This is a genomic window from Streptomyces sp. NPDC004732 (assembly GCF_040609235.1).
Lineage (GTDB): Bacteria > Actinomycetota > Actinomycetes > Streptomycetales > Streptomycetaceae > Streptomyces.
In genome coordinates this window covers 1-11,064 of record NZ_JBEXJR010000032.1, presented here as the reverse complement: position 1 = coordinate 11,064, position 11,064 = coordinate 1, and the positions used below count along the sequence as shown (strand labels likewise).

8 protein-coding genes are annotated in these 11,064 nt (G+C 70.7%); all 8 read left to right on the top strand.

What is annotated here, in order from left to right; genetic code table 11:
- The first annotated feature begins 617 nt into the window (after nucleotides 1-617).
- The 8 genes from ABZV77_RS42470 (at nucleotide 618) to ABZV77_RS42435 (ending at nucleotide 10,868) form a co-directional block, all read left to right on the top strand.
- Nucleotides 618-2,339 carry a cytochrome bc complex cytochrome b subunit gene (locus ABZV77_RS42470; protein WP_356268738.1) on the top strand — a complete coding sequence of 574 codons (1,722 nt, stop codon included), beginning with the start codon at nucleotides 618-620 and terminating at the stop codon, nucleotides 2,337-2,339.
- 778 nt (nucleotides 2,340-3,117) lie between these two features.
- Nucleotides 3,118-4,020: an aromatic prenyltransferase gene (locus ABZV77_RS42465; RefSeq protein ID WP_356268736.1), complete on the top strand. Its 903-nt coding sequence runs from the start codon at nucleotides 3,118-3,120 to the stop codon at nucleotides 4,018-4,020.
- A gap of 121 nt (nucleotides 4,021-4,141) precedes the next feature.
- Entirely contained in the window at nucleotides 4,142-5,215 is a 1,074-nt protein-coding gene (locus ABZV77_RS42460) for a methyltransferase (protein WP_356268735.1), read from the top strand.
- A 111-nt stretch (nucleotides 5,216-5,326) separates the two neighbouring features.
- Nucleotides 5,327-6,241: an aromatic prenyltransferase gene (locus ABZV77_RS42455; RefSeq protein WP_356268733.1), complete on the top strand. Its 915-nt coding sequence runs from the start codon at nucleotides 5,327-5,329 to the stop codon at nucleotides 6,239-6,241.
- Nucleotides 6,242-6,537: 296 nt separating this feature from the next.
- Complete coding sequence (locus ABZV77_RS42450; protein WP_356268731.1) at nucleotides 6,538-7,026, top strand: PhzA/PhzB family protein; 489 nt, start codon at nucleotides 6,538-6,540, stop codon at nucleotides 7,024-7,026.
- A gap of 31 nt (nucleotides 7,027-7,057) precedes the next feature.
- Nucleotides 7,058-8,233, top strand: coding sequence for a 3-deoxy-7-phosphoheptulonate synthase (locus ABZV77_RS42445; protein WP_356268729.1), 1,176 nt, complete (start codon nucleotides 7,058-7,060; stop codon nucleotides 8,231-8,233).
- 53 nt (nucleotides 8,234-8,286) lie between these two features.
- Nucleotides 8,287-8,910 carry an isochorismatase family protein gene (locus ABZV77_RS42440; protein WP_356268727.1) on the top strand — a complete coding sequence of 208 codons (624 nt, stop codon included), beginning with the start codon at nucleotides 8,287-8,289 and terminating at the stop codon, nucleotides 8,908-8,910.
- On the top strand, nucleotides 8,907-10,868 hold the full coding sequence (locus tag ABZV77_RS42435) for an anthranilate synthase family protein (RefSeq protein ID WP_356268726.1): 1,962 nt from the start codon (nucleotides 8,907-8,909) through the stop codon (nucleotides 10,866-10,868). The genes ABZV77_RS42440 and ABZV77_RS42435 overlap by 4 nt, the downstream gene beginning before the upstream one ends.
- The last annotated feature ends 196 nt before the right edge of the window (nucleotides 10,869-11,064 follow it).

The window sequence follows — 11,064 nt, the reverse complement described above, 5'->3', positions numbered from 1 at the left end:
GGATGGTGTGGACCGTGTTGTACGCGAGGTCGCCGCCGATCCCGGTCTGGATCTCGGCGGGAGTGAGAGCCTTGTCGGTGCGCCGCACCCCCGCCCCGGCGCCGCCCGCCATCGGCGTCGCCACCGGCTCCGCCCGCCTGCGCCCGCCCGGCTCCTCGGCGCAGTGGCCGGCCCCGGCCTCGGCCGGTGAGCGCCGCCGCCCCTGACCGGCGCCGGGGCACCCGGCACAGAAAGGGGGGAGCCGACCGCAGGCACCAAATGCCTCCGACATAGGCTTCGGGCATGACAAGAGCGCAGCAACTACCCGCTGTTGAGGCCCACTTGGGCGACCCCAGGTGGGTGCGCAACACCAACTCACCAGCGGCAACCGCCCAGTTGGGCGGGGCCGTGACATCTGCGCGGCGGCACGGCTCGAAACTCGCTCGAGAAACGGTGGAGTTGGGGCCGGGTTCCGGCTTGAGCACGGTTGTCCGGCCGCGCGGGGTGTCGATAGCGTTCGATCCGCTTCACGGCACGGGCCCGTTTGCGCCGCTGCAGGCCGCCCCCACCACCGACCGCTCACCGGCCGGTCCGGGTGTGCCTGTGACGACTCAGCGGCGAGGGGAGGGCGCGCGGGCATGAGCATCACCGAAGATGCGCCGCAGCGGGAGCGGACCAAGGCGCCGCAGGGCGAACGCATGGCCGACTGGGCGGACGGCCGGCTCGGGATCTACCAGTGGCGCACCCTGATGCGCAAGGTCTTTCCCGAACACTGGTCCTTCATGTTCGGCGAGATCGCGCTCTACAGCTTCATCATCCTGATCCTCACCGGGCTCTACCTGACCATGTTCTTCAACCCGAGCATGGCCCACACCGTCTACGAAGGACCGCACGTCCCGCTGCAGGGCGTGCAGATGTCGGAGGCCTACTCCTCCACCCTGCGCATCAGCTTCGAGGTGCGCGGCGGCCTGTTCATCCGCCAGCTGCACCACTGGGCGGCGCTGACCATGATCGCCGCGACCATGGCGCACACCCTGCGGCACTTCCTGACCGGATCCTTCCGCAAGCCCCGCGAGCTCAACTGGCTGATCGGCGTGGTCCTGCTCATCCTGGTCACCCTGGAGGGCTTCCTGGGCTACTCGCTGCCCGACGACCTCCTCTCGGGCACCGGCCTGCGCATCGCCGAGGGCGTGACCCTGGCCATCCCGCTGGTCGGCACCTACCTGACGATGTTCCTGTTCGGCGGCGAATTCCCGGCCACGGACGTCATCCCGCGCTTCTACAGCTTCCACATCCTGCTGCTGCCCGGCATCATCCTGGCGCTGGTCACCATCCACCTGATCCTGGTCATCTATCAGAAGCACACCCAGTTCCGCGGGCCCGGCCGCAACCAGCAGAACGTGGTCGGCCAGCCCCTGATGCCGCACTACGCGGCCAAGGCCGGCGGCTTCTTCTTCCTGGTCTCCGGCGTCCTGGCCCTGATGGCGGGCATCGCCCAGATCAACGCCGTGTGGGTGTACGGCCCCTACCGGCCCGATCAGATCTCCCAGGGCTCCCAGCCCGACTGGTACATGGGCTTCCTGGAAGGCGCCCTGCGCGCCTTCCCCGCCTGGGAGTTCGCCATCGCCGGGTACACCGTCAACATGGGCGTGCTGGTCCCGGCCGTCGTGCTGCCCACCCTGCTGATCGGCATCGCCTGCCTGTGGCCGTTCATCGAGGCCTGGATCACCGGGGACAAGCGCGAGCACCACCTGCTGGACCGGCCGCGCGAACAGCCCACCCGCACCGCCTTCGTCTGCTCGCTGGCCGCCTTCTACCTGGTGCTGTTCTTCGGCGGCGCCAACGACATCCTCGCCGAGCGCTTCCACCTGTCCATGAACGCCTTCACCTGGGCGGTGCGCATCGGGGTGTTCGTCGTCCCGGCCCTGACCTACGTCGTCACCAAGCGGATCTGCCTGGGCCTGCAGCTGCGCGACCGCGACAAGCTGCTGCACGGCCGCGAGACCGGCCGCATCAAGCGGCTGCCGCACGGCGAGTTCGTCGAGGTCCACGAGCGCCTGAACCGCGAGCAGGAGTACACGCTGCTCTCCCGCGAGATCCACCCGCCGCTGCCGGCCCCCGTGCGCGAGGACCGCGACGGCGTGCCCAACCCCAAGTCCCGCAAGGAGATGCTGCGCCACCGGCTCAGCCGCTGGCTGAGCGACGGGCAGATCGCCAACCCGAGCCCGCAGGAGATGCAGCAGGCCCTGGAGCACCTCGACCACGGCTCCGGCGGCCACGCAGGCGGGCACACCAACGGCCAGGCCGAGGGCGCCCGGCCCGCCGTCGAGGGCCGCGAGCCGGACCAGCAAGTGCACTGACCCGGCGGCACGGCGCCACATCGGCCGGGCCTCCGACAGCGGCGCGGGTGACCAGGGGACGGGTCACCCGCGCCGCCTTTTTGCGCTCCGGCCACCGAACCCCGCCCCCCCACCGAACCTCACCCCAACCCCACCCCAACTCCAGCCCAACCCCGCCCCCTGGGCCGCCCCGTTCCCCCGCCCCGCCCAACTCCCGCCCACGCCACGGCAGTTCACCCTCCCGGACGGCCGCCCGCGGCCCGCACCGGGCGGGGGCGGAAAGCTCCGCATCGGCCCGTCGCGGGCGCCCGCGCAGCCGCTCCCGCCGGAGGTGGGGGCGCACGGCCGGGGCCGGGCCGGGCCCCCGCGCGGCGCTCCGTTTCACGTGACCCACGTCACTTTGAAGGGCTCTTGGTGTGGGGGCCCGCCCGTGTCACTATTTCTGCAGACCTCCCCTGCCCAAAAGTCGTGCCCCCTCCGTATGGAGCGTGGAGCCCTTGGCTGCAGGGGAGTTGCGCTGCAGGGCCCCGAGAAACCCGCGTACGTATCTGACGGGCCCTCATCCCCCAAGCCCCCCGCACCACCGGCCGGTGCCGCCGCCGCGGCACGCCCTGCCCGCGGCCGCGCGCCGGACCTCCCGCGCCCGCCCCGACCCGGCGCGCCCCGCCCCCCGCGCACGCCGTGCACCAGCCGCACCACGCCCGGCGCCCCGGGGCGCAGCCGTCCCCCGGGCCCCCGGTGCGCCGTCCCGCAATGTGCCGCGCTCCCACAGGCGCCGTAATCCATCTCTGGAGGAATGATGTCGGGAACCGCCGATCTGGCAGGGGTCTACGCTGCCGTCGAGGAATCCGCCGGGCTGCTGGACGTAGCCTGCGCACGCGACCAGGTGTGGCCCATCCTGGCCGCCTACGAGGACGTGCTCCCGGGCGCCGTGATCGCTTTCCGGGTGGCCACCACCGCGCGCGACGAGGGCGAGTTCGACTGCCGCTTCACGGTCCCCGGCAGCATGGACCCGTACGCCATCGCCGTGGACAAGGGCCTCACCACCCAGAGCGGCCACCCCATCGAGTCGCTGCTCACCGAGGTGCAGAAGCACTGCGCCGTGGACAGCTACGGCGTCGACTTCGGCGTCCTGGGCGGCTTCAAGAAGATCTGGGTGTACTTCCCCGGCAGCCGCCACGAGACGCTGTCGCACCTGGCCGAGATCCCCTCCATGCCGCCCAGCCTGGCCGGGACCGAGTCCTTCTTCGCCCGCTACAACCTGGCCGACCAGGTGGACCTGATCGGCATCGACTACGCGAGCCGGACGATGAACGTGTACTTCGCGGCCTCGGCCGACGTCGTGGCCCGCGACACCGTCCTGGCGATGCACCGGGAGATCGGCCTGCCCGACCCCAGCGAGCAGATGCTCGACTTCTGCAAGAAGGCCTTCGGCGTCTACGCCACCTTGAACTGGGACTCGCAGAAGGTGGAGCGGATCGCCTACAGCGTGAAGACCGAGAACCCGCTGGAGCTCGCCGCCCGCCTCGGCTCCAAGGTCGAGCAGTTCCTCAAGGACGTCCCCTACGGCACCGACACCCCCAAGATGGTCTACGCCGCCGTCACCTCCAGCGGCGAGGAGTACTACAAGCTCCAGTCGTACTACCAGTGGCGCACCGACAGCCGGCTGAACCTTTCGTACGTCGGCGGGCGTTCCGCCTAGCCGCCCCCCCGCCCCACCCCGTGGCGCACCCGGGCCCGCCCGCGGCCGCCCACGGTCCTTCCTCCAGCGCTCGCCCGCCCGCGACGGCGGAGAACACCCATATCGAAAGGGATCAGCCGCAATGACTACTGAAGCCACCCTCGCGCGTTTTCGCGAGTACATGGTCGGCCCCTCGCGGTTCATGAGCCTGCTGTCCGTCTTCGAGCTCGGCATCGTCGACCAGCTGCGCGCGGCGCCCGGCCAGACCGCGGCCGAGCTCGGCGAGGCCGTCGGCGCCAAGCCCGACGCCGTGGAGCAGCTCCTGTTCCTGATGGTCAAGGAGGGCTTCGTCGCCCAGGACGAGGCCTCCGGCGGCTACCGCCTGGACGCGCTGGCCGAGGTCGCCGAGCGCGACCTCAAGCGCGCCCTCACCTACATGAACATGATCAAGGTGGTGGCGCTGCGGCAGCTCTTCTACCTCACCGACAGCGTGCGCACCGGCAAGATCGTCGGCCTCAAGGAGCTCTACGGCACCGACGAGGGCACCCTGTACGACGCGGTGGCCGACCACAGCGACCTCAACGACGCCTGGCTGACGCTGATGAACAACGTCACCGCCAACATCGACCCCTGGTTCTTCTCCAACATCGACGTGCCCGCCGGTGCGCAGGTGCTCGACGTGGCCGGCAACACCGGCCTCGGCGCGATCCACACCTACGAGCACAAGGCCTCCCCGGGGCTGAAGGTGACCACCTTCGACCTGCCGGACAAGGAGAGCACCTGCCTGGAGAACTTCAAGAAGCACGGGGTGGCCGAGCACTGTTCCTTCATCGGCGGCAACGTCTTCGACGAGATCCCCCAGGGCTTCGACACCGTGCTGATCAAGCACTTCCTGGACATGTTCGACAAGGACGACGTCTTCACCATCCTCAAGGGCGTCAACCGCTCCCTGGAGGTCGGCGGCCAGGTCCACATCATGGTGCCGGTGTATCCCGAGGACATCCGCGACACCGACAACTACAACGTCGACTTCTTCCCGGCCTTCTTCATCGGCTGCACCATGGGCCAGGGCGGCCCGCAGAAGATCTCCACCTACCAGAGCTGGCTGGAGGAGTGCGGGTTCAAGGTCACCAAGGCCGTCACCAAGAACCCCGCCGAGGTGCCCAACGACGTCATCCCCGTCCAGGCCATCCTGTCTGCGACCAAGGTCTCCTGACCCGGCTGACCTGCCTGACCCGGCTGACCGGCGACCGGCCGCCGTCCCCGGACGGCGGCCGGCCCGCACCGCTCTCCGCTGAACACGCGCCAACCGGCCCATGGAGGACCCATGCCCCCAGTCACGGGGATCGAAGAGGTGTACTCGGCCATCGAGCAGGCGGCCCGGCTGGCCGGGGTGCCCTTGGCCAAGGACACCGTCCGGCCGATCCTGGCCGCGTACGCCGACGGGCTGGCCGAGGCCGGGGTCGTCTACAGCGTGTCGACCCGTCAGGACGCCCCGGTGGAGCTGGACTTCACCGTCACGGTGCCCACCCGCAGCGGCGACCCGTACGCCACCGCGGTGGCCCACGGCTTCATCACCCCGGCCGGCCACCCGGTCGACACGCTGCTCGCGGACCTCCAGGGCCGGTGCGACATCAGCGAGTACCTCGTCGACGGCGGCGTCGTCGGCGGCTTCAACAAGATCTACGCGCACTTCCCGCAGGACGTGCGGCCGGTGGCCGACCTCGCCGCGCTGCCCGGCATGCCGCCCGCCCTGGCCAAGAGCCTGGACCTGTTCGCCCGGCACGGCCTGAGCGACGTCGCGATGATCGGGATCGACTACCCGCGCCGCACGGTCAACCTGTACTTCACCCAGCTCTCCGAGGAGTGCCGGGCCCCGCAGACCATCCTGTCCCTGCACCGCGAACTGGGCCTGCCGGCCCCCGGCCCGCAGATGCTGGCCTTCGCCGGGCGCTCCTTCCGGATCTACACCACCCTCAGCTGGGACTCCGCGGCCGTCGAGCGGATCTGCTACGCCCCGCCGCCGGCCCGCGGCTGGGAGCCCACGGCGCTGCCGGTGCCCATCACCGCGCAGGTCGAGCGGTTCGTGGACGAGGCGCCGCGCGCCTACGAGGGCGAGCCCATCGTCATTGCGGCCGTGAAGTGGGCGCCCGAGGGGGAGTACCTCAACCTCGGCCCCTACTTCCAGCTCTCACCGCTGATGCGCAAGGTCATCAGCGCGGTGCACAACGGAAAGCTCTGACACTGCCACAGAGCCACTTGTGAATTGCCTGAGCCCGGCTTGTGCCGGGCTCAGGCAATTTCATTGCCGCACCCGCCCCATCCTGTTCCAGGGGGCATTCCGCATTGTTTTCACCGGTGCGGGCACCACCATGCCCTCATTAAAGTTGAATGTTACACCATGTTCATTAGTGTACCGTCGAAACGGTGTTGATTTGCTCTGTGGAATCGGGCAAGATCGCTCACGCCGACGGAGGGGATTCCCGCGTCTTCAGCGGAATCCCGCCCCACTACTCACTAAATGCAAAGGGGACACCCATGTCTGAATCCGTCCCGGATCAGGGCTTTGCCGACGCGGCCGAGCTGCGCCGCGTCAACCGGGCCACGGTCGAGCAGTACATGCACACCCTCGGCCAGGACCGGCTGCGCCGGCACGAGCTGTTCACCGAGGACGGCCGCGGCGGACTGTGGACCACCGACACCGGATCCCCGGTGGAGACGGTCGGCCGGGACCGCCTTGGCGAGCACGCGGTGTGGTCGCTTGGCTGCTTCCCGGACTGGGAGTGGTACAACATCCAGATTTTCGAGACGCAGGACCCGAACCACTTCTGGGTGGAATGCGACGGGCGCGGGAAGATCCGCTTCGGAGATTACCCCGAGGGCTACTACGAGAACCACTTCCTGCACTCGTTCGAACTGGACAACGGGAAGATCAAGCGTAATCGCGAGTTCATGAATCCCTTCCAGCAGCTGCGTGCGCTCGGTATTCCAGTACCGGAGATCAAGCGCACCGGAATTCCCACCTGAGTATCACTTCACCGCTGGATCGGAGTACGTCATGGAAGACGTTATACGGGAGATTCGTATCCGCGGGGCTTTGCAGCAACCCGAATGGAGCGACCTTTCACAGCTGAACCGGGTGGGCGAGGCCCTGGCCTCCCGCCCGCCCCTGGTCCAGGGCGACGACCTGGCCACCCTGCGCACCCTGCTGGGCAAGGTCGCCCGCGGCGAGGCGATGGTGCTGCAGTCCGGCGACTGCGCCGAGGACCCCCAGGAGTGCACGCCCAACTACGTGGCCCGCAAGGCCGCCCTGCTCGACCTGCTGGCCGGCTCGCTCGGCCTGATCACCGGCAAGCCGGTGCTGCGCGTGGGCCGCATCGCGGGCCAGTTCGCCAAGCCGCGCTCCAACCCCACCGAGATCATCGACGGCGTCGAACTGCCCGTCTTCCGCGGCCACATGGTCAACGGCCCCGAGCCGGACGCCGAGAGCCGCCGCCCCGACCCGCTGCGGATCCTGACCGGCTACATGGCCGCCGGGGACATCCTGGAGCACCTGGGCTGGCGCGACCGGGCGGCCGGCCGCGAGGTCGTCGAGCCGCTGGTGTGGACCAGCCACGAAGCGCTGCTGCTGGACTACGAGACGCCCATGCTGCGCATGGACGACAAGGGCCGGCTGTTCCTGGGCTCCACCCACTGGCCCTGGATCGGCGAGCGCACCCGCCAGGTCGAGGGCGCCCACGTCGCGCTCCTGTCCCAGGTCAGCAACCCGGTGGCGTGCAAGGTCGGCCCCTCCATGGAACCCGAGGAACTGCTCGCGCTGTGCGAGCGGCTGGACCCCTGGCGCGACCCGGGCCGCCTCACCCTCATCGCCCGCATGGGCGCCGACAACGTCGCCGAGAAGCTGCCGCGCCTGGTCGAGGCGGTCCGCGAGGCCGGCCACCCGGCGATCTGGCTCAGCGACCCGGTGCACGGCAACACCGTCACCGCCCCCGGCGGCTACAAGACCCGCATGGTCGACACCGTCGCCCGGGAGATCACCGGATTCGCCAAGGCCGTCCAGGGCGCCGGCGGCATCGCGGGCGGCCTGCACCTGGAGACCACCCCCGACGACGTCACCGAGTGCGCGAGCAGCGAGGCCGACCTGGACCGCGTCGGGGAGCGCTACACCTCCTGCTGCGACCCCCGCCTCAACCCCGCCCAGGCCCAGACCGCCGTCAACGCCTGGCCCGCCTGACCCCACCGGCGACCGCCCGCAGCCAGCCCCGCGACAAGTCCGAGGACTCCACCATGACCGGCATACCCCCCATCAGCCCCTACCCCCTGCCCGCCGAGGGCGACCTGCCCCCGGCCGCCGTGTCCTGGACCGCCGAGGCCGACCGGGCGGTCCTGCTCGTCCACGACATGCAGCGGTACTTCCTCAAGCCCTTCCCCGACAGCCTGCGCCGCGAGCTGGTCGCCAACGCCGCCCAGCTGCGCGACCGGTGCGCCTCCCTGGGCATCCCGGTCGCCTACACCGCCCAGCCCGGCGGCATGAGCGACGAACAGCGCGGCCTGCTCAAGGACTTCTGGGGCCCGGGCATGCGGCCCGCCCCCGAGGACCGCCAGGTCGTCGACGCGCTCGCCCCCACCGAGCAGGACTGGCACCTCACCAAGTGGCGCTACAGCGCCTTCTTCAAGACCGACCTGCTGGAACGGATGCGCGCCGCCGGCCGCGACCAGCTCATCGTGTGCGGCGTCTACGCCCACGTGGGCGTGCTGGCCACCGCCATCGACGCCTTCACCCACGACATCCAGCCGTTCTTCGTCGCCGACGCCACGGCCGACTTCTCGCAGGACTACCACCGCTCGGCCCTCACCTACGCCGCCGAGCGCTGCGCCCGGGTCACCACCGTCAAGGGGCTGTTCACATGACACAGACACCACCCACCCCCCACCGGCCCGCCACCCCGGCACCGGAGGACCCCGCCGACCTCCTGGCCCAGGTCCTGGACGGCCGCACCGAGGCGTTCGCCCTGCTGCACCGGCCCGGCACCACCCCCGGCGCGGTCGAGGTGCTGACCGGCGCGGTGTCCCTGCCCGCCACCCTGGCCGACATCCCGCTGCCCGCCGAGCCCGCCCCCGGCACCGGCGCCCACCACGAAGTGCTGGTCGTCATGCCCTACCGGCAGCTGACCGAGCGCGGCTTCGCCTGCGCCGACGACGGCACCCCGCTGGTCGCCATGACGGTGACCGGCCAGCAGCAACTGCCCCTGGCCCAGGCCCTGGCCCGCATCCCGAACGTCCCGACACCGTTGTCGGGCGGCGACTTCGACGTGGACGACGCGGCCTACGAGGACGTGGTGCGCCGGATCGCCAAGGAAATGATCGGCACCGGCGAGGGCGCCAACTTCGTCATCAAGCGCACCTTCGTCGCCGACATCACCGACTACGGCCCGGCCAGCGCCCCGGCCCTCTTCCGCCGCCTGCTGGAACGCGAGACCGGCGCCCACTGGACCTTCCTGATCCACACCGGCAGCCGGATCCTGGTCGGCGCCTCCCCGGAGCGCCACGTCAGCCTCCAGGACGGCACCGCCGTGATGAACCCGATCAGCGGCACCTACCGCTACCCGCCCTCGGGCTCCACGCTGCAGGGCGTGCTGGAATTCCTCGGCGACCGCAAGGAAACCGACGAGCTCTACATGGTCCTCGACGAGGAACTGAAGATGATGGCCCGCATCTGCGACACCGGCGGCCGCGTGGTGGGCCCCTACCTCAAGGAAATGGCCCGGGTCGCCCACACCGAGTACTTCATCGAGGGCCAGAGCGACCGCGACGTGCGCGACATCCTGCGCGAGACGATGTTCGCCCCCACCGTCACCGGCAGCCCCCTGGAAAGCGCCTGCCGGATCATCCACCAGTACGAGCCCGGCGGCCGCGGCTACTACAGCGGCGCCGCCGCCCTCATCGGCCGCGACGGCGCGGGCGCGCGGGTCATGGACTCCGCCATCCTCATCCGCACCGCCGACATCAGCCACCAGGGCCGCCTGTCCATCGGCGTGGGCGCCACCATCGTGCGCCACTCCGACCCGGCCTCCGAGGCCGCCGAGACCCGCGCCAAGGCGGCCGGCCTGGTCGCCGCCCTGAACGGCGACACCACCGAACGCTTCGCCGACCACCCCAGCGTCCGCCGCGCCCTGGAACTGCGCAACGACACCATCGCCGGGTTCTGGCTCTCCGACCACCCCGACCGCGCCGCCGCCCTGCCCCAACTGGCCGGCCGCCGGGTCCTGGTGGTCGACGCGGAGGACACCTTCACCTCCATGATCGACCAGCAGCTGCGCTCGCTGGGCCTGGAGGTCACCCTGCGCCGCTACGACGAGGACTACACCTTCGCGGGCCACGACCTGGTCGTGATGGGCCCCGGCCCCGGCGACCCGCAGGAAGTGGCCCACCCCAAGATGAGCCACCTGCACACCGCGGTGGCCACCCTGCTGCGCGAACAGCGGCCCTTCCTCGCCGTCTGCCTCAGCCACCAGGTCCTGGGCCTGCAGCTGGGCCTGGACCTGCGCCGCCGGGACGTGCCCAACCAGGGCGTGCAGAAGGAGATCGACCTGTTCGGCGCCCCCGAACACGTCGGCTACTACAACACCTTCGCGCTGCTGAGCGAGCACGACGAGTTCACCCCGCACGGCGTGCCCGGAGCGGGCGCGGCCCGGCCCGTCCAGGTCAGCCGGGACGCGGCCACCGGCGAGGTGCACGCCCTGCGCGGGGAGGGCTTCGCCTCCCTGCAGTTCCACCCGGAATCCGTCCTCACCCGGGAAGGGCCCCGCATCGTCGGCACCGTCCTGGCCGGCCTCCTGGCCCCGGCCCGCACCCCCGACCCGGCCTGACCCGCCCCGACTGCCGGGCCGGCGCCCACCCCCGAGCGCCGGCCCGGCCCCTTGCCCGGCCCGCCCGCAGTTCTGCCTGCCGCACCGTTGAAGGATTGACTCATGTCTGATGTACGGCGTTCCGAGACGCTGACCGGCACCGTCGAGGTGGCGTTCCCCGAGTTCACGGCGCCGCCGGTGGAGCCGCTGGGGCTGT

What these genes read in the sequence shown, in the direction of transcription:
- ABZV77_RS42435 (WP_356268726.1), top strand. Translation starts at nt 8,907, where the DNA reads ATGACACAGACACCACCCACCCCCCACCGGCCCGCCACCCCGGCACCG.
- ABZV77_RS42450 (WP_356268731.1), top strand. Translation starts at nt 6,538, where the DNA reads ATGTCTGAATCCGTCCCGGATCAGGGCTTTGCCGACGCGGCCGAGCTG.
- ABZV77_RS42440 (WP_356268727.1), top strand. Translation starts at nt 8,287, where the DNA reads ATGACCGGCATACCCCCCATCAGCCCCTACCCCCTGCCCGCCGAGGGC.
- ABZV77_RS42460 (WP_356268735.1), top strand. Translation starts at nt 4,142, where the DNA reads ATGACTACTGAAGCCACCCTCGCGCGTTTTCGCGAGTACATGGTCGGC.
- ABZV77_RS42465 (WP_356268736.1), top strand. Translation starts at nt 3,118, where the DNA reads ATGTCGGGAACCGCCGATCTGGCAGGGGTCTACGCTGCCGTCGAGGAA.
- ABZV77_RS42455 (WP_356268733.1), top strand. Translation starts at nt 5,327, where the DNA reads ATGCCCCCAGTCACGGGGATCGAAGAGGTGTACTCGGCCATCGAGCAG.
- ABZV77_RS42445 (WP_356268729.1), top strand. Translation starts at nt 7,058, where the DNA reads ATGGAAGACGTTATACGGGAGATTCGTATCCGCGGGGCTTTGCAGCAA.
- ABZV77_RS42470 (WP_356268738.1), top strand. Translation starts at nt 618, where the DNA reads ATGAGCATCACCGAAGATGCGCCGCAGCGGGAGCGGACCAAGGCGCCG.